Annotated in this window: 15 protein-coding genes and 1 pseudogene; 14 read left to right on the top strand and 2 right to left on the bottom strand. The window is 34.8% G+C overall.

The window, feature by feature from the left end:
- Positions 1–119 precede the first annotated feature (119 nt).
- The 14 genes and pseudogenes from Ana3638_RS17725 (at position 120) to Ana3638_RS17660 (ending at position 17,496) form a co-directional block, all read left to right on the top strand.
- Positions 120–1,016, top strand: coding sequence for a metallophosphoesterase (locus tag Ana3638_RS17725; RefSeq protein ID WP_161839225.1), 897 nt, complete (start codon positions 120–122; stop codon positions 1,014–1,016).
- Between the two features lie 145 nt (positions 1,017–1,161).
- Positions 1,162–1,764 carry a hypothetical protein gene (locus tag Ana3638_RS17720; RefSeq protein WP_161839224.1) on the top strand — a complete coding sequence of 201 codons (603 nt, stop codon included), beginning with the start codon at positions 1,162–1,164 and terminating at the stop codon, positions 1,762–1,764.
- Positions 1,765–1,832: 68 nt separating this feature from the next.
- Positions 1,833–2,612: a segregation and condensation protein A gene (locus tag Ana3638_RS17715; RefSeq protein WP_161839223.1), complete on the top strand. Its 780-nt coding sequence runs from the start codon at positions 1,833–1,835 to the stop codon at positions 2,610–2,612.
- Between the two features lie 120 nt (positions 2,613–2,732).
- On the top strand, positions 2,733–3,302 hold the full coding sequence (gene scpB / locus Ana3638_RS17710) for an SMC-Scp complex subunit ScpB (protein ID WP_161839222.1): 570 nt from the start codon (positions 2,733–2,735) through the stop codon (positions 3,300–3,302).
- A gap of 279 nt (positions 3,303–3,581) precedes the next feature.
- Positions 3,582–5,102, top strand: a complete 1,521-nt coding sequence (locus tag Ana3638_RS17705; RefSeq protein ID WP_161839221.1) for a spore germination protein — start codon at positions 3,582–3,584, stop codon at positions 5,100–5,102.
- A 68-nt stretch (positions 5,103–5,170) separates the two neighbouring features.
- Positions 5,171–6,805, top strand: a complete 1,635-nt coding sequence (locus Ana3638_RS17700) for a GerAB/ArcD/ProY family transporter (RefSeq protein WP_161839220.1) — start codon at positions 5,171–5,173, stop codon at positions 6,803–6,805.
- A gap of 23 nt (positions 6,806–6,828) precedes the next feature.
- Positions 6,829–7,428 carry a Ger(x)C family spore germination C-terminal domain-containing protein gene (locus Ana3638_RS17695; RefSeq protein WP_161839219.1) on the top strand — a complete coding sequence of 200 codons (600 nt, stop codon included), beginning with the start codon at positions 6,829–6,831 and terminating at the stop codon, positions 7,426–7,428.
- Between the two features lie 343 nt (positions 7,429–7,771).
- Positions 7,772–8,623 carry a DegV family protein gene (locus tag Ana3638_RS17690; protein WP_161839218.1) on the top strand — a complete coding sequence of 284 codons (852 nt, stop codon included), beginning with the start codon at positions 7,772–7,774 and terminating at the stop codon, positions 8,621–8,623.
- Positions 8,624–8,704: 81 nt separating this feature from the next.
- Positions 8,705–8,866, top strand: a complete 162-nt coding sequence (locus tag Ana3638_RS17685; protein ID WP_161839217.1) for a DUF1328 domain-containing protein — start codon at positions 8,705–8,707, stop codon at positions 8,864–8,866.
- 19 nt (positions 8,867–8,885) lie between these two features.
- Positions 8,886–10,271 carry an AmmeMemoRadiSam system protein A gene (gene amrA, locus Ana3638_RS17680; RefSeq protein WP_161839216.1) on the top strand — a complete coding sequence of 462 codons (1,386 nt, stop codon included), beginning with the start codon at positions 8,886–8,888 and terminating at the stop codon, positions 10,269–10,271.
- On the top strand, positions 10,268–11,098 hold the full coding sequence (amrS, locus tag Ana3638_RS17675) for an AmmeMemoRadiSam system radical SAM enzyme (protein ID WP_161839215.1): 831 nt from the start codon (positions 10,268–10,270) through the stop codon (positions 11,096–11,098). Before amrA ends, amrS begins: the two co-directional genes overlap by 4 nt.
- A gap of 125 nt (positions 11,099–11,223) precedes the next feature.
- Positions 11,224–11,805 (top strand): AAA family ATPase, encoded by a 582-nt coding sequence (locus tag Ana3638_RS17670; protein WP_161839214.1) that lies wholly within the window; start codon positions 11,224–11,226, stop codon positions 11,803–11,805.
- 362 nt (positions 11,806–12,167) lie between these two features.
- Positions 12,168–12,986, top strand: a complete 819-nt coding sequence (locus tag Ana3638_RS17665; RefSeq protein WP_161839213.1) for a DNA-3-methyladenine glycosylase family protein — start codon at positions 12,168–12,170, stop codon at positions 12,984–12,986.
- Between the two features lie 194 nt (positions 12,987–13,180).
- Positions 13,181–17,496, top strand: a pseudogene (locus Ana3638_RS17660) (acyl-CoA dehydratase activase-related protein).
- Between the two features lie 66 nt (positions 17,497–17,562).
- Here the strand turns inward: Ana3638_RS17660 and vanT are convergent.
- Entirely contained in the window at positions 17,563–19,764 is a 2,202-nt protein-coding gene (gene vanT / locus Ana3638_RS17655; protein WP_161839212.1) for a serine racemase VanT catalytic subunit, read from the bottom strand.
- On the bottom strand, positions 19,761–20,528 hold the full coding sequence (locus Ana3638_RS17650) for a D-alanyl-D-alanine carboxypeptidase family protein (RefSeq protein WP_161839211.1): 768 nt from the start codon (positions 20,526–20,528) through the stop codon (positions 19,761–19,763). Before Ana3638_RS17650 ends, vanT begins: the two co-directional genes overlap by 4 nt.
- Positions 20,529–20,609: the final 81 nt, after the last annotated feature.

The raw sequence follows: 20,609 nt of genomic DNA, 5'->3' as shown, positions 1-20,609 counted from the left end.
GGATTTAAAAAATACAATATATTTTTAAACTATAGACCACAGGATAAGTCTGTGTTATAATTTATAACGGACTTTTTCTGTGGTTTTGTAAATTGTAGGAAAATATTTTGGAGGTAGTCATGGATCGCAACATAATAACAGGAGTAATATTGCTGATTTTCATACTGTATATTATTTATGAAAATCATAATTTAGAAATTACCCATTATACCATCCGATCAAAACGAATTCCGAAAGCATTCCACGGGGTAAAGCTGGTTGTATTAGCAGATCTTCATAATAATAAATATGGCAGGGATAATAATAAATTACTGGATGAAATCAGAAAAATAAATCCTGATTATATAATAGTCGCCGGTGATATGATAGTAAGCAGTGAACCGGATAATTTATCCGTACCTTACACATTATTATTGGAACTGGCTGAAACATATCCTATTTATTATAGTTTAGGAAATCATGAACAGCGATTACAGCCCAAGGATACGATTCATTATAAAAATTACGATACCTTTAAGGATAATCTGCAAAAACAGGGTGTTAAATTTCTTGAAAATGAACGGGCATTCGTGTATAGAAACGGTGAAGCTGTGGTTATAACCGGTCTAGTAATTGACATGGATTATTTTAAAAAATTAAAACAACCGAAGATGAATCAGGGTTATATTGAAAAATTAGTAGGAATTCCCGAAGAAAAATGTTATAATATATTAATTGCACATAATCCCGTTTATTTTAAATTCTATACAACATGGGGAGCAGATCTGATTTTTTCCGGTCATCTCCATGGTGGTATAATCAGAATCCCTGGTTTGAGAGGTTTTATTTCACCCCAATATAAATTTATGCCAAAATATGACGCAGGGATATATGAAGAAGATGGGAAAGTTATGTTAGTATCCAGAGGATTGGGATTGCATACGATCAAGCTCCGGATTCATAACCGCCCGGAATTAATGGTTGTAACATTAGACAAAGTTCAAGATCAAAAGGATAAGGTTAAATATAATAACTAAGTAATTACACTGGTATTGGAACTATATTCGTAATTAAAAATTATATTAGTAACGAAGCAATTAATAGCGAATAAGTAAAATAGATTATTCAACTACGTATTAATGAATATCAAATCCAAGAATGATATTCAGGAGAGAGGTTACTATGAAAATACAGCTAATAAGAGTATTAGCCGCTTTTATAGCCGGTGGAATCGTAATGATTCTGCACGAATTTCCCAAAGCTTATATTTACAATCGTTTAAATCCGTCGCAGGATATAAAACGTAAACGAGGCATATATAAACTTCATCATTACATTGATCCCATAGGAATTATATTATGTATTACCAATCAGGCCGGGTTTTCAAAACCCTATATGTATCGGATTAAAGATAAAAAGACTAATTTTATCTTAGGGTTAACCGGATTAATCACACTGCTTATCGTATTTATGGTAAGTATGGCAATACTGCGGTTTGGAATTGGTGTTAATTCCAAACTGAATTATTCTGAAACGATTAGCATTTATGAATTAATATTTCAATTTATTTTGGTATATATTGCATTAATAAGTATCAGCATGTTTATCGTAAACTTATTTCCAATCTCAACTTTTGATATGGGACTGTGCATTGCAGGAAAATCGCCATCAAAATATTTTGTCATAATTCGGAATGATTATTTCATTAAAATGGTTCTTTTATTGGTTATTATGTTTCAATTTATCACAAGTTTCAGTACATTGATAATGTCATCATTTTTGTAAAATAACAGCGAAACAGCAAGTACCAAAATGTAATAAATCTAACATGATACAGTAAGGATGGACAACCTATGAGTATATCAGTGAAATTAGAAGCGTTCGAGGGTCCTTTAGACCTTCTGCTGCACTTAATTGATAAAAATAAAGTTAATATTCATGACATACCCATTGCCATTATAACCGAGCAATATATGGAATATATCCGTCAAATGGAGACTAAAAACCTGGATGTAATGAGCGAATTTCTGGTAATGGCAGCTACTCTGATTAATATCAAATCCAAGATGCTGTTACCTAAGGATGAGACAAAAGAGGAAGAAGAGGATCCGAGACAGGAATTGGTTGAGCGCTTATTGGAATATAAGATGTATAAATATATTTCCATAGACTTAAAGGACCGCGAAATGGATGCTGCTAAAATTTTGTATAAGATTGCAACGATTCCAAAAGAAATCGAAGATTTTAAGGAAGAAATTGATCCAAAGAGTTTATTATCCGATCTTACTTTAGCAAAATTACATAAAATATTTGAATCAGTAATGAAAAAACAAGTTGATAAGATCGATCCTATACGAAGTAAATTCGGAAAAATTGAAAAAGAAGAAATAAACCTGTCAGAAAAAATAATAGCAATACAGAAATACGGGTTATTACATAAGACATTTAGTTTCAGAGGACTTTTAATGAAACAAGCCGGTAAAATGGATGTTATCGTAACTTTTTTAGGTGTACTGGAATTAATTAAAATCGGACAGGTTATTATAAAACAGGAAAATTTATTTGACGATATCATGGTAACTTTTACCGGAAATAAAATTACGGAATTAGATGATAATCTGGTTTTAAATTAAAGTAGTGACTATTGTCACTGCGGTTCTAAAAGAACAACGCATATACTAAGGAGCGTATTTTTTACGTTCTTTTCCCGGGAGCACTGAATAGTTACAATGTAAGTACTAATTGGAGGATTTATGGAGATAAAGAGACTGGAAGCGGTTATAGAGGCTATATTATTTACTATGGGGGAAGCAGTGGAGTTAGAACGTATCGCGGCAGCCATTGAACATGATGTAGATACCACCAGAAAAATTATCCGGAATATGATGGATCAATACGATGCCAAGGAGCGGGGAATTCAGATCATTGAATTAGATGGAGCTTTTCAGATGTGTACTAAAGCGGAAATGTATGAATCCATTATAAAGATTGCCCATATCCCCAAAAAACATATATTGACAGATGTTCTGTTGGAAACCTTATCAATCATTGCTTACAAACAGCCTATAACCAAGTTGGAAATAGAAGCAATCCGTGGAGTAAAATCAGATCATGCGGTAAATAAATTAATAGAATATAATTTAGTGTGTGAAGTTGGAAGAATGGATGCTCCGGGAAGGCCTATTCTGTTTGGAACTACGGAGGATTTCTTAAGATGCTTTGGAATACAGTCGTTGGAGGATTTACCGATTGTGAATCCTGAAAAAATCGAGGACTTTAAACTTGAAGCTGAGGAAGAAATACAATTAAAATTAGATATATAAAGTTTTTCAGATATATAAAGTTGTTCTCTAATATTATTTAAACTAATTTTTTTGCATAATTACATAAATAATAATTCACTTAATGATAATTATAATACAAAATGTAAAGAATACATAACTCCGAGTTGAATCAATTTTAAATACTTACCTAATATACACGGTATTATTTTAGTAATACCAATGTATATTAGGTAAGTATTTTTTTGTTTCAAATAATATAAGAGAAACTGGATATAATATGAAAGAGATTTGTTCCAAACAGTTCTTAAGGAGGTCTATATGAGTCTTTTACATGATGAACAAAATAGAATCACAGCAATAATGTCCAAAAATTTAAGTGAAAATATAGATACGCTCAGTGCATTATTTGTAGATTGTGCGGATGTAACAAAACGTAAACTTACAGTTGGAGATACTAATAAGGTAGACATCTATATCATATATGTAGACAACATGATAAATAAAGGCTTACTGGAAGAAGTAACCGTCCAACAGCTTTTCGCCAGCATGACGGATATGCCTGCGGAGGGACAATTTGATTATATTAAGGAAAAAGGTCTTAGAACGGTAGATGTAGCCGAAGTTATTACCATGAATGCCATCATTGAGAATGTCCTGTCCGGTGATACGGTAATCCTGGTGGATGGTTATGATAAAGCGATTAAAGTATCGGTAAGGGGGATGCCAAACCGTGGTGTTCCTACCAGTGAAAATGAAGTAGCTATCCGCGGTTCCAAAGAAAGTTTCAGTGAAGCATTTTATATTAACCGGGTTTTATTAAGGCGTAGAATCAAAGATACGAACCTTAAAATAAAACAATTTAAAGTCGGAGTAAGAAGTCATACCGATGTAGCTATATGTTATCTGGAAGATGTGGCAAAACCGGAAATAGTAGGGGATATTGAAAAACGATTAAAAGAATATGTAATAGACGGAATCTTTGACAGTGGGATGTTAGAACAGCTAACGGAAAGAAACGTATATTCGCCTTTCCCGGAGTTTCAGACGACAGAAAGACCGGACAAAGCTGCGTCGGCTATATTAGAGGGCAGGGTTGTCATACTGGTTGATAACTCGCCCCTTGCCTTATTACTGCCGACTACTTTAAACTCCTTTTTTCAGGCTTCCGACGATTCTTACAGCAGATGGGAAGTTGCAACTTTTACCAGAATATTGCGTTATTTCGGAGCTTTTTTATCCATAGCTCTTCCGGGGCTTTATATTGCAGTTATTAATTACAATGCGGAAGTATTAACCTCAGCAATGGCATTATCCTTTGCAGCCGCACGAGATGGTGTCCCGTTTTCTGTTTTATTTGAAGTTGTAATGATGGAAGTAGCTTTTCAAATGTTACTGGAAGCTGGAATACGACTCCCTGGGCCTATGGGAAGTACGCTTGGTATCGTCGGCGGCTTAATTATCGGTGATGCGGCAGTCAATGCCAATCTGGTAAGCCCTATTGTTGTAATTGTTATCGCTTTGACTGCAATTTCCGCTTTTACGGTACCAAATGAACCGTTTGCTTCGGCTTTTCGCATTGTTCGCTATTTAATAATTATTTTATCAGCTTTTTTAGGATTATATGGTTTTATATTAGGCATCATGCTGCTATTAAATCATTTAGGCGGTTTGAAAAGCTTTGGTATGCCCTATCTTGTGCCATTTGCTGCATCCGGTATCAATGAGGGTACTGATACCAAGGATGCCATTGTCCGATTACCTTTAAGAGATTTAAAGAGGCGTCCAATTTTCTCCAGAAAAGATGAGCGGACCAGACTTGTTAAAAATAAAGACGAGTAGTATTGGATTACTCGTAAGAAACGTTGTGGCCGAATAGCCGCAGATTATTTAGAAAGGCATAGATAAATATGTTTTCAGACAATGAAAAAATCTCCTTAAGACAATTAAAACGGTTATTAGTTTTTGATTTATTCAGTGTATCAGGAATTATCGTACCGCGTATAGCAACAGCATCTTCCGGTAAAGACGGTATTATAGCCATACTACTTGCAATTCTTTTTGCAATTTTTTATGCATGGATTCTTTTATCCTTATCAAAGTGTACTGGTGGTAATTATCTGGATTATTCGAAGAGAAGTGTGGGCAGTCTGCTTACATTCATAATCGGAATTCTTTATATAATAAAATTATCCGTATGTTGTATATTTGCTGCCCGTTTATTCGGAGAGGTAATTAATGAAACTTTATTGGAAGATACGGATCCAAAGGTGATTATATTATTATTATTAATTGTATCCGCTTATGCAGCATCAAAGGGTTTTGAAGTCAGGGCAAGAATTGCTGAAATCCTGTACTTTATTGTTATTGTTCCTATATTTATATTTTTGATTTTAGGACTTAATAAGATTAAATTTTCAAATTTAATGCCATTATTTACAGAGGGAACAGTCGATATTTTATGGGGTGGGTATAGTGTATTTCTGACCTTTAGTATATTAGAATTAATTATGTTTACGGGACCAATGATTAAATTTAAGAAATCAGATATCGGGCATCCCGGGCGTTTAATGCATTTTATAACCCATGCTATTGTTGTGGTCGGTGTATTGGATGTTCTGTTATTTGTTGTTACTTTAGGTATTCTGGGGAGAGGCGAAACGGGGCAGAAGTTATGGTCTATGGTTAATATGATTCAGGTGATAAAATTACCCGGAGGATTTATCCAGAGACAGGATGCCATTATTCTTGGCTTTTGGATGTTGAGTATATTTACCATTATAAGTGCTTTCTTTTATTATATCAGTTTTATAACAAAATTTATCTTTCACATCCCAAAGCAAAATTATTTATTAATTCCATTTATTATTTTACTGTTTTTTGCTTCTGTAATACCGATTGAAACGGAACAATTTTTCTATTATTTTGAATATTATATGAAATTTATCGGTATGCCCCAATCTATTTTATTACCTGTTTTTATAGTATTTATAGGTAAGGTAAGAAAAATTAAAAACAGTAAACCTATAATTAAAACTCTGTTATTTATAACAACTTTATTATCCGTAACCTCATTTACGGGATGCAGTGATATGACAGAAATTGAGGACCGTAATTTCATACAGGCGATGGGAATAGATTTAAATGATTCCGGTGAGCTGACCGTCTATTATGTATTACCCGATTTAAAAGCATTAACAGAACAAGGAAGCGAAAATCCTGAGAAGTTAATTCTTCAGCTAAATGGGTTTGACTTCTGGGAAATAGAAGAATTATATAATTTGGAATATAATAAGCGGTTGGATTTCAGTCATTTAAAAGCCATCATTATAGGAAAAGAATTAGCAAAAGATCAAATAAAGTTAACACAGTTTTTAACCTATGTGGAAAATAAATATGAACTGGGCAGAAATACCCTGATGTTTACTTCCGATTCCACCGCAAAAGATATTGTCTCCTTAAATAAGGAACTGGAGGGAGGTATTGGCGATTTCCTTGACCGTCTGTATCGAATCAATTTAAAAAATAATGGAAAAAAGTTATAACAGTTGGCGATTTGGTTTATGCCATGAATGAACAAAATCCGGTAATTGGTGTGCCCCTCTTAAAAGCAAAGAAGAAAACCATGGAAACTATCGGTCTTGTTATGTACTATCATAACCGGTTAGTCTATGAAGTCAATAAAGAGGAAGCAGACTTCATTGATATAGCCAATGGTTATGGAAAAAATAATCTGATTTTCCTAACAGAGAATCCGGAAGAAGATTTAAAGGAAACAAACAGTGAAGCGGTTTCAAAATATGTTGTTAAAATTAATAATATTACCAGGACTCTGGAGTTTTCAAATATTAACAATACGCCTCAATTAACCATTAAAATTGAAGGAATAGGAATGATAGAAAAAGGTTTTAAAGATACTGGGCAAACTTCTAACAAGGTTAATGCAAATGTAATAGAGGATATCGAGAACCGTTGTAATATTATAATAAAAACAAAAATAGCAAAAAACCTGGAAGAAATTATGAAAGGTGCTTACGTTGATTTTATGAATTTATACCGTATGACAAGCTATAAAAACAGAAAGCTGTGGTTAACATATACAAATAGAGAAGATCAATTTATTCAGGATTTGCAATATACCATTGAAGTGGATTTAAAAATGCAATAAGAAGATGCTGTTACAAAAATATAAATTATATTCTGTTTCCAGGCAGATTCTATAATTTCAGATTTTGTAACAGCTATTTTCATGTGATTTTTTGACTTGACAGAGCATTTAAAAGTGTTATGATTTATTTTATCATATAATATTTATTTAAGTAATTGCTAAACTATGTATATGCCATGCAGTTAATACTGCTTCTAGTGGTGAATGTTGTCTTAAAGGCAACTGAAGTTATGAAATTCAATTGTACGGTATATTTAGAGTTTTACAATCTAACTGATAAATTTTATTTTATAAAAGGATATTTCTGTATTATTTTTACGGCAGTTAATATGGGAGGGGACTTATGGAAAAGATAAAAATTATAGCTGACAGTACCTGTGATTTAACAGATGAAATTCTTCAAAAATATAATATAACCGTTATTCCATTATGTGTGATAATGGGTGATGCGACATACCAGGATGGGGTTAATGTAACTCCGGAAGATATATATGAATGGTCGGAAAAGGAAAACAGTACACCAAAGACGGCAGCACCTTTATTAAATGATGTGGTTGATATCCTTAAACCTTTTACCGAGGATAAGATGGATATTGTTTTTATCGGAATTTCGGAAGATATGTCATCGACCTGTAATGTGGTACGTCTTGCTGCCGGAATTTTAAATTATAAAAAGGTACATATCATAAACTCCGGAAATTTGTCAACGGGAATTGGTTTACAGGTAATGAAAGCAGCGGAAATGGCAGAAGATGGACAGTCTGCTGAATCTATAGAGGACTATATAGTAAATACCATGCAGGAAAGAGTAAAAGCTAGTTTTATCGTGGATACATTAACCTATCTTAACCGGGGTGGCCGCTGCTCATCGGTAGCTGCACTTATAGGTAATACATTTCAGCTAAAACCGATGATAGTTGTCAAACATGGGAAAATGGGTGTGGGTAAAAAATATCGGGGAAATATTAAGAAATCTCTGCTAAATTACGTTAAGGATTTAAAGACCGAATTACTTTCGGCTGATAAAGAAAGAGTGTTTATTACTCATTCCGGATGTGATGATGAAACAGTGAAATTAATTTATGACTATATCAATAATCTACATATTTTCCGAGAGATTATCATAACGAAAGCAGGAGGAGTTATATCCAGCCATTGCGGTCCAAAAACTTTAGGTGTTTTATTTGTAAGTTAAAGTATTATATTAATAAATATTAAGTAATTTGCCAAGAATATCTGTAAGGATATATTAAAATTGGTAAAGGAGCTTAAAAATATGTTAAAATGGGCCATTATATTTTTAGTAATTTCTATTATTGCAGGATTGTTTGGTTTCACCGGTGTTGCAAGAACTTCGAAAACCATAGCGAAAGTGCTGTTTTTTATTTTTTTAATTATTTTTATATTAATCCTATTGTTAGGTAAGCTTATTTTTTAATTTAAAAGGAGTGTTAACTTTGACGTTACTTGGTTCATTTATTGTTCCGCATCCTCCTTTAATTGTACCGGAAGTAGGTAAAGGAAAAGAAAGAGAAATACAAAAAACAATTGATGCCTATAAGAAAATCGCTCTTAGAATCAGCAGCTTAAAGCCTGATACGATAATATTATCTACACCCCACTCCATCATGTATTCGGATTATTTGCAAATTTCCTCAGGTAAAAATGCAAAGGGGGATTTTTCAAGTTTTGGGGTACCAGAAGTAAAAATGTCGGCAGAGTATGATGAAGAATTTGTAAATAAGCTTACGGAGCTTGCAGAAGAAAATGGCATTAGTGCAGGTACGTTAGGAGAGAAGAAAAAAGTCCTGGATCATGGTACCATGGTTCCTCTTTTTTTCATCAATCAATATTATAAAGATTATAAATTAGTCCGGTTATCCATATCTGGCCTTTCTCCTCTTACTCATTACCGTTATGGAAAATGTATTGCACAAGTAGTTAATCAAAGTGATAAACAATATGTATATATAGCCAGCGGAGATTTGTCCCATCGGTTAAAGGAAGATGGTCCTTATGGATATTCCGAGTATGGAGTTCAGTTTGACCGTGAGATTACGGAAGCTTTTAAAAAAGGAGATTTTTTAGAATTCCTGAAATTTAGTGAAAGCTTTTGTGACGAAGCAGCAGAATGCGGACTCCGCTCATTTATCATTATGGCAGGAATATTGGATGGAAAAACGGTAAAGTCTGAACTTTTATCCTATGAAGGACCTTTTGGAGTCGGTTATGGTGTTGCGGCATTTACGATTACCGGTGAAGATCAGGAGAGATGTTTTGATAATAAGATGGAAGAAGTTCTAAGAAAAGAACTCAATGATATAAAGGAAAATGAAGATCCTTATGTGAAACTGGCCAGGGAATCTTTAGAATATTATTTAAAAAAACGCAGACATTTAAAGCGTCCTGCGGGGTTGCTGCCTGAATTGGTAAGCAACAGAGCCGGCGTCTTTGTTTCACTTAAAAAGGAAGGCCGCTTAAGAGGGTGTATCGGTACGATAATGCCGACAACGGATTGTATTGCGGATGAAATTATTCAGAATGCTGTCAGTGCAGGTACGAAAGATTATCGTTTTGAACCTGTTCAACCGGAGGAATTACCTTGGTTAGTTTATGATGTTGATGTGTTAAGCGAAAGTGAACCCATTACTTCCATTCATGACCTTGATGTAAAACGGTATGGTGTTATTGTGTCTTATCAGGGAAGACGAGGCTTATTACTGCCTAATCTGGAGGGTGTTGATACCCCGGAACAACAAGTGAGTATCGCACTTAAAAAAGGAAATATTTCTCCCGAAGAACCATTTGAGATGGAACGATTTGAGGTGATGAGGCATCTATGAGCAGAGTAATCTGTAATATCTGTCCCCATTACTGTAATATTGAAGAAAATCACATTGGTTTTTGCGGTGCAAGAAGTAATGCCGATGGAAAGATTATTCCTATAAATTATGGATTGTTAACCGGTATTGCCTTAGATCCAATTGAAAAAAAACCATTATATCATTTTAACCCTGGCAGTCAGATACTTTCCGTAGGTAGTTTTGGTTGTAATTTCAGATGCTCTTTCTGCCAGAATTATGAAATTTCCATGGCCAAAAAAGAACAGGTAAAAACGCAGTATGTGAGTCCTAAGGAAGTAATCCGTATGGCGAAAGAGCTTCAGCCGGAAGGTAATATCGGAATTGCTTATACCTATAATGAACCTTTGGTGGGTTTCGAATATGTATATGACTGTGCTAAATTAGCAAGAAAAGAAGGCCTAAAAAATGTTTTGGTAACCAATGGTTATATCAACGAAGACCCTTTTCTTGCGTTATTAGAATATTTGGATGCTTTGAATATTGATCTAAAAGCCTTTAATGAAAAACTATATAAAAATTTAAGCGGTGGTTTGGAGATTGTAAAACATTCTATAGAATTATCTGCAAAAAAGAATCATGTTGAGGTAACCACTCTGGTAGTGCCGGGGGATAATGACAGTGATGAAGAGATTCGTGATCTCTCTGTCTGGCTTGCCTCTGTTCGTAAAGATATTCCGCTGCACCTCACCAGGTTTTTCCCACGTTATAAGATGAGAGACCGGGAAGCTACAAAAGTCAGCAGGATCTATGAATTAGCCGACATTGCCAGAGAATCTCTGTTATATGTTTATGAAGGAAATTGTTAATAACCTGGTACATTTCAATATTAAAGCAATATTGTGTACTGGCTAAATAGTGGTAATATTTTCTTGCTAATTCAATAATCCTTTAGTAGAATAAGTTAAATAAGTAAATACTGGAGGAATTATGGATGAAAAAATTAATTTTAGTAACATCTCCGCCTGCCTGCGGTAAAACCTTTGTATCAAAACAACTGGCAAAAGCATTGAAACATGTAGTTTATTTGGATAAAGACACATTAATCTGCTTATCAAAACAGATTTTTAAAGTTGCAGGAGAAGAATATAATAGAAGTTCAAAATTTTTTGAGGAAAATATCCGAGATTATGAGTACGAAGCAATTGTAGCTCTGGCTTTGGAAGCTTTGGACTACGATGATACGGTACTGATTAATGCTCCGTTTACCAGAGAAATCAGGGATAAAGCTTATATTGACAAATTAAAAGATAAATTAAAAGAAAAAGATGCGGTTCTGACAGTAATATGGGTTGAAACTACAATTGAGGTATGCAAACAGCGTATGATAGAAAGAAATTCCGACAGAGATTCCTGGAAGCTGGCACATTGGGGTGAATATATTTCCGGTTGTAATTTCAATATACCCAATGCTTTAGATGATCCGAAAATTTCAAATGATTTATTAATATTTAAAAATTCATCTGATGACGAATTCAAGGAGTCTTTGAGAAATATTATAAGTATTCTTGAGTAAGAACATTCATAAAACAGGCAGTTAATAATTCTATGAGGTTATAGGCAGATTGGTTAAACGGTAAACCCGGCCAATCTGCCTAATTTTTCAGTGAAGCAACTAAGCAGCAAGTCCGGAGAGGAAGCTAAGCGGAAAGAGCTCCTACGCGAGGATTTTTTGCGGATTTATTTCCCTAAGTGACAACCGATAGATTAAATTGTATAATAACGATATACTTTACTTTTACGGAGGTATAAGAATTACAGCTTGATTCTAACAAATAAATAATTCACAATTATTATGCAAGATATATTATTGTGAAATTCCGAAAATTTATTAGTTTTGCAATTACCTAATATAAGAAGATAAAGAGAGGATTTACATTGTTAATCTATTCAAATAACTTTAATTTAAAACATATAGCTGATTCCGGACAATGCTTTCGAATGAATCCGATGGGAGATGATAAGTATAGTCTGATAGCATATGATAAATACATAGAATTAACGCAGGTGAAAGATAATTGTATAAAGCTTTCCTGCAGTGAGGACGAATATAATCTGATTTGGAAAGATTATTTTGATATGGATTTTAATTATGAGCAAATCGTTGCCGGTTTATTAGATGGCCAGGATAATTTTTTAAAAAATGCTGCTCGATTTGGATGCGGACTTAGAATATTAAAACAGGATATTTTTGAAACCTTAATAAGTTTCATTATTTCCCAGAGAAAAAATATTCCGGCTATCAAAAGCTGTATCGAAATGTTATGTATGAAGTATGGTAAGCGAAAGACCAGCAGGGAGTGTGGGGGAAAAGAATATTATACTTTTCCGTCTCCTGAAAGCTTAGCTAATGCTTCAGCCCAGGATTTAAAGACTACCGGTTTAGGTTATCGTGATAGCTATATTTTAAAAACCTCTCAAGCAGTTTCAAAAGGAGATATTGATCTTAAAACCTTAAAGCGGTTAAGTTTTGAAGAAACATTAATACAGTTGCAAACATTATCCGGTGTGGGAATTAAAGTAGCAAATTGTGTAGCACTTTATGGATTACACCATATTGAAGCGTTCCCTATTGATGTATGGATTGCCAGAATATTAAAAGATATATACAATGATCACTTTAACTTAGAACCATATAACGGCTTTGCCGGAATCGTTCAACAATACATGTTTTATTATATAAGAAATACGAAGTAATTCCATTAGTCCTTCTTAAAGATTTCACCGTTCTTTTGAATGATTCAAAATTTCCTGTACATAATAAATAAGTAGAACAAAGAGACCGCCCTGGAAATTAAAGGAAACCCTCTCTTGGAGAAACTTGAAATCAGTATAAGTACTGCAAACATTGATTTTAAATTATGTTTTATGTATAGGAGATTTTTAGAAGAATGAATAAATATAAAATAGGATTAGATATTGGTTCTACAACAGTAAAAATAGCGGTACTGGATGAAGATAACCGTTTGATTTATAGTGATTACAAGCGGCATCTGTCCGATATAAAAAGTACGATTATCAGTATAATAAATACCTGTTATAAAAAACTGGGGGACTTAACTTGCACGGTAAATATAACCGGGTCAGGCGGTTTGTCTGTTTCGGAATGGTTAGGAATTCCTTTTGAACAGGAAGTGGTTTCCTGTACGAAAACTGTAAAAAGTATTATTCCGGAAGCGGATGTTGTTATTGAACTTGGCGGAGAAGATGCGAAAATTACTTATTTAAAAAATGGGTTGGAACAACGGATGAACAACAGCTGTGCCGGAGGAACCGGTGCATTTATCGACCAGATGGCTGTTTTATTAAATACGGATGCTTCCGGACTGAATGAATATGCTAAGAAACATAAAGTTATATACCCTATCGCTTCCAGATGCGGAGTATTTGCAAAAACGGATATTCAACCGCTTTTAAATGACGGAGCAAGTAAGGAAGATATTTCCGCATCGATTTTACAGGCAGTAGTGAACCAGACCATCGGTGGGTTGGCATGCGGTAAACCAATACGCGGAAAAGTCGCATTTTTAGGCGGTCCTTTGTATTTTCTGTCCGAACTAAGAGAAAGGTTTATAGTAAGTCTGAATCTGGCTCCGGAGGAAGTGATCATTCCGGAGAACGGAATTCTGTACCCGGCCATTGGTGCAGCACTACTATCAGGAGAAACAAATGTATCTGAACTAAAAGATTCCAACGAAATCAGTTTAAAAGTAATAATAGAAAAAGTTTTTGATATAGCAGAAATTAAAGATAATGATGTACGTAAGCTTCCTCCATTATTTAAAACGGAAGAAGAGTATAAGATTTTTAAGGAAAGGCATAACTGTTCCACAATAAAAAGAGCTGTATTATCCGAGTATCAGGGAAATACATTTTTGGGTATTGATGCAGGATCGACTACAACAAAAGCTGCATTAATCAGCGATAGGGGCGAACTTTTATACAGCTATTACGGCAGCAATGAGGGGAACCTATAACAAAAGTAATATGGATACTAAAAGATTTATACAATAGACTGCCCAAAGGAGTTAGAATTACAAGAAGCACCGTTACAGGATATGGAGAGGGGCTAATGAAAGCCGCACTTCATATTGATTATGGTGAAATAGAGACCATTGCTCATTATAAAGCAGCAGAGTATTTTTTACCCGGTGTTGATTTTATTCTGGATATCGGCGGTCAGGACATGAAATGCCTCAGGATAAAGAATAATACCATAGACAGTATACTGTTAAATGAAGCCTGTTCCTCAGGCTGCGGTTCTTTCCTGGAGGGGTTTGCCGCATCCTTAAATATGACAGTGGAGCAATTTGCAAAAGAAGCACTATTTGCAAAATCACCGGTAGATTTAGGTACCAAATGTACGGTTTTTATGAATTCAAAAGTGAAACAAGCACAAAAAGAAGGAGCAGAGATTGCTGATTTATCCGCTGGATTATCATATTCCGTCATAAAAAATGCATTATTTAAGGTTATTAAAATACGGGATGAAAAAGATATGGGTAAAAAAATGATCGTACAGGGAGGTACTTTCTATAATGATGCCGTATTAAGATGTTTTGAAATGATATCGGGCAGGGAAGTAGTAAGACCGGACATTGCAGGATTAATGGGGGCTTTCGGAGCCGCACTAATAGCGAAAGAAAGGTTTACGGAAGAATCGGAAGAACAGGTGCTTAGAAGTACAACAGCTTCCGTAAATCAAGTTATTAATAGTAATCAAAGTGCAGCCGCTTCCAATTTACTCTCACGTTGGGAATTATCCTGTTTCGAAACCAAAGCAGCTTTTAAACGTTGTGAAAAGTGCGGGAACCACTGTCTTTTAACCGTAAATATGTTCTCAAGCGGAGAATCCTTTATCTCAGGAAACCGGTGTGAAAGAGGACTAGGAACAAAGGAATCCCGGTTAACCGGTTCTATGAAGATGCCAAATCTCTATGAATATAAATACCAAAAAACCTTTGCGTATAAACCTTTAAGTCTCTCAAAAGCTAAAAGAGGGACGATTGGTATTCCTAGAACTCTTAATATGTATGATAATTATCCGTTTTGGTTTACACTTTTCACCGAACTGGAATTCCGGGTGGAATTATCCGCACCCTCAAATAAAAAAATGTATGAAAAAGGATTGGGTACCATACCGTCGGAATCTGTCTGTTACCCTGCAAAACTTAGTCACGGACATATTTACAATTTAATGGAGCGGGGTATAGATACGATATTTTATCCTTCTATTGTATTTGAAAAGAAAGAGTATGAAGATGTGGATAATCATTATAATTGTCCGATTGTTATTTCCTATTCCGAAGTAATAAAAAACAATATAGATGAAATACATCAGGTAAAATTAATTGCTCCTTTTCTATCAATGAATGATGATAAAATACTTGCTAAAAGAATGAAAGAAGTATTAGCCGACTATGAGATATCCCAGTCGGAAGTTAATAGAGCCGTAAAAGCCGCAAGGGCGGTACTTGATTCCTATAAACTGGATTTACAGAAAAAAGGAGAAGAAGTAATAGAATTTCTGAAAAAGAACAATAAAAAGGGGATCGTTCTCTGCGGAAAACCTTATCATATCGATCCGGAAGTACATCACGGGATTCCCGGACTGATTAATTCCTTCGGTATGGCAGTTCTAACGGAAGACTGCATTTCTCATTTAACTCCTTTAAAAAATAAACTGCGTGTTGTAGATCAATGGACTTATAATTCCAGATTATACCGGGCGGCAGCCAAAGTGGCAGAAGAACCGAATTTGGAATTGATACAATTAAATTCTTTTGGATGCGGCCTGGATTCTGTGACATCGGATCAAATTGCGGAAATACTGGCAGCCGGCGGCAAAATCTATACTATGCTGAAAATTGACGAAGGAAATAATCTTGGAGCGGCTAAGATAAGAATCCGTTCTTTAAAAGCGGCAATGGAAGAACGGGATAAAAAGGCATATCAGCCTGTTAAGGAAGATATGAATTACACAACGCCTATTTTTACCAAAGAGAAGAGAAAAGTTCATACTATTTTGGTTCCGCAGCTCTCACCGGTTCATTTTGATTTGATTAAAGAAGCAGCAAGATCCAGCGATTATCAATTTGAGATTTTACCCGGTATCGATCAAGCTGCCGTAGATGAAGGGCTAAAATATGTAAATAATGATGCCTGTTATCCTGCAATCCTGATTATCGGGCAAATTGTACATGCTTTAAAATCAGGAAAATATGATATAAATAATACCTCCGTCATTATATCCCAAACAGGCGGCGGCTGCAGGGCTACGAATTATATGGCTTTCTTAAAATTGGGTTTAAAACAAGCCGGTTTTGAAAATGTTCCTTTAATTTCTTTAAATGCAGTCGGGCTGGGGGAACAGCCGGGTTTTAAATTGTCAATCAGTTTTATCAATAAATGCATTATGGCTTTAATCTATGGAGATTTATTTATGAGAGTCCTGTATGGTTCAAGACCTTATGAAGTGCATCCCGGTTCCTCGGAAGCTTTATACTGTAAATGGAATGAACTGGTTAAAGGTAATATCAGAAACGGGAGTAAAAAAGAATTTGATCAAAATATTAAAAATATAGTAAAAGAATTTGATCAATTAGAAGTTAAGAATATTAAAAAACCCAAGGTTGCAATTGTTGGGGAGATATTGGCCAAATACCATCCTATGGCTAACAATGGGATAATTTCCTCCTTAGAAGAGGGTGGTGCGGAAGTCGTTCTTCCGGATTTGCTGGATTTCTTACTGTATTGCTTATTTAATTCAGAGTTTAAGTATAAATATCTGGGTGGAAAACGAATTAAAAAAAATGCATGTGAATTCAGCATGGTATATTTGGACCACTATCGAAAAGTTATGAAAGAAGAATTGGAAAAGAGTAAAAGGTTTTCTCCGCCTACTCCCATTCATAAATTAGCAACTATGGCTTCCTCAGTATTATCTCTTGGTAATCAAACCGGAGAGGGCTGGCTGATTACGGCTGAAATGATTGAATGTATAGAAAGCGGTATAAACAATATTTTATGTGTACAACCCCTGGCATGCCTGCCCAATCATATAACCGGAAGAGGAATGTTTAAACCTTTAAAAGAAAAATATCCCATGGCTAATATTATGCCCATTGATTATGATCCGGGAATATCCCATGTTAATCAATTAAACAGGATTAAATTAATGCTGTCCGTTGCTTTAAAAAATATATAAAGGTTATTTTAAATATTGCAACAACCCCATATCTAAACAGTTCTTAGGTTAGGTTGTTGCAATATTTTAGTTGATATAGATGCGTTTTAAACGGTTACCAAGTCTGGTTAATAATTCATTTGTAATGGTACCGGAATTCATGGCTATTTCTTCAGCTTTTATCTGATTTGTTTCATTAATACCAATTACAGTGACAATTTCATCCGGTTCAACACCCGGTATGTCCGTAATATCTATCATCAACTGATCCATACATATTCTGCCGATTATCGGTGCAGGGTATCCATTTACAAGGATATATCCATCTTCTAAATTTCGTGGAATTCCGTCTGCATAACCTATGGTCACCGTTGCGATCTTTCTTTCCTCCGATGCGGTAAAGGTTCGTCCGTAGCTGACAGCATCCCCTTTTTCAATCGTTTTGGTCATAACAATTCTGGCTTTTACCGATAATACCGGTTTTAGATCAATGGATACTCTGGTTTTATCATAAGCAGAACTTAATACCCCGTAAAGTGCGATTCCGATTCGGGCGTAATCACAGGATAGTTCCGGATAGTTTAAAACACCGTAACTGCTTTGAATATGAAGTCTACCGGGATTATAACCAAAATCATTGAGGTTTTGTATGGTCTTATAGAAATGTTCGATCTGTGCTTTCGTAAAAGCGGTATTTTCTTTTGTTAAACTGTCCGATACGCTAAGATGAGTATAAGCACCCAATATAACCAGATTTTTTAAATTAAAAATTGCTTCCAAATTGGATATATTATTATAATTTTCTCCTAAACGGTGCATACCGGTATCAATCTTAATATGAACCTTTATTTTGCTGCCATAACGATTTAAAATCTGGGCATATTCCAAATCCACCACAGTTTGGATTAAACGATATTTTACCAGAAGTTTGAAATCCTGTGGATGAGTATAACCGAATATTAATATTTCACCTTTAACCCCGTTTTTTCTAAGCTGCACCCCCTCGGACAGAGTAGCGACAGCAAAGGAAGTTACTCCAATTTTATTAAGCTCTTTTGAAATTCTAATATCCCCATGTCCATAGGCATTGGCCTTTACAACTGCCATTAGAGTACAATTTTTCGGTAATATGGATTGAAATTCTTTCACATTATGTCTTAAATGATTTAAATTAATTTCAATCCATGCCCTTCCCTTTATGTCCGGCTTGCCCTGCTTTATATGGCGGATTGCATATACATAAAAGTATCCGAATACTAAGGACAGAAGACATACCGCCAGGTAATGGATAAGACTGTTATAGATAAGAAAGTCTTCCAAACCCAATACTTTTGCTAATCCCCTTACCAGTATGATAGCAAAAGGATGAATAATATAGATAATCATGGAAAAGGTTCGGAAACTTCTATAATAATTTCCTTTAAAGTGCAAAAGCAGCTGAAAAAGAAAATACATACTGGGTATTAAAAACAAATACATGCTGTCATGGCGCTGCATATTATGAGCATGCAATAATAATCCTTCTATAAATAATAGCACAGAGGAGGCAATGAATCCTGCGATACATTTTCTTAATGATAACGGTTTCACAGAGCGGGCGATAAAAGCTCCCATAACCAAAAATACCGGAGCATAAAAGATCCCGTTCCTGGTATAATCAAATAGTTGGAACAAAAAGTCATAACAATTTTTTAATATGGGAATCGATTCGGTCAATCCGTAATAACTGTCTCCTAATAATCCGGCAAGATAGAGTATGATGCTAATGAGTAAAAACACGGTACCTTTATTTATTTTTAAGAGTAAATATACAAAGAGTACTCCAGTAATTACAGCCGGTAAATACCATAAATGATACATGGTTCCATTAAAAAGGATATCTTTTAGTAATTTTAAAAACATATTATTTTGTTTAAAATATCCGCTGTAGAGATTAACCGGAATATAGATTAACATGGCAATTCCATAGAGATCCGCCGTTTTTTTCAGGAATTTCGTGAGCGGAGCGGTGTCTGGCTTAACGGAATATTTATCCGGATTTCTAAAACTGTTATCCTTTAGAAATCCAGATATTATAAAAAATCCGGTTACCATAAAAAAGAATGGAACTGCAACCCTGGCAATTATCCTGGTAAATACAAAATCAGCAGTCGTATTAATGGATGTAAGGGGGGAAGTATGTATTGCCACAATTAGAAATGCCGCTATCATCCTGAAATAGTCTAAACCGTCATAATTTTCTTTTATTAAGTTTGTCTGCCCTTTGCGAGCGGTAGTGATATGATTCATTTTATTTTCCTCAATGTAATAATAAATCCATCTATATTATTTCCCGAAATCTGATAAGGTGTATTAGCAGGTAAGGTTAGTGGATTCTGCTGTATGAAAGCAAGGCTGCAGTAAAAAATTTCATAGGTAAATTCATAATTAAAGAATTTTAAATGTTTTCCTTTATAAGGGAAGTTTTTGATATATTTTATATACTCCTCCAAAGTCAGATTTTTTAAACTCATAATTTCCGAATGTGGATAGCCTACATATCGAAAATGCCATGGTTCATGGGCGATTCCGGTAATTCCTTCTTTCCCTTTCGGGTAACGTTCAATAAAGCCATAATGTATAGCTTTTTTACGAAACTGCATGCAAATACCGGAATATGGAAAATATGGCCTTATAAAATCATATTCTCCGTTATTTTCTGCCAGATCGATTGCCAGACCGGTTTGATGTTCACTCCGGTTTGGCAGTGCTACATATTTTTCCGTAAATTCAACCCCGTTTTCATCTACGGAATCAGAGTATATTTGTTTCTGCACGGATAGGGTCCGATAACCGCTTACGGGGAGTATTTCGTTATCTGCATTTAAGTGATTTATAAGTTGTGATAATTCTTTTGCAGCAATATAATCTAATAATATTTCCGGATGTCTGGAATCAACGGAAACCAGGGAAGCCGCATATTTATTATCCCTGCGTGTAATCGGATGTTCTTTGTTAACAAGGATCAGATTACCATTATATATGTTAAGCGTATCGAAATTTAAAGTTCTCATTTTAACACCCATTATATAACACATCTGCAGGCAGATGTGTTACTGCCACAATAGAAAGGTTGAAAGATTCTGCATGTGGCA

This window comes from Anaerocolumna sedimenticola (assembly GCF_009931695.1).
GTDB lineage: Bacteria > Bacillota > Clostridia > Lachnospirales > Lachnospiraceae > Anaerocolumna > Anaerocolumna sedimenticola.
The sequence above is the reverse complement of the archived record's forward strand: the minus strand, read 5'-3'. Positions and strand labels throughout refer to the sequence as shown.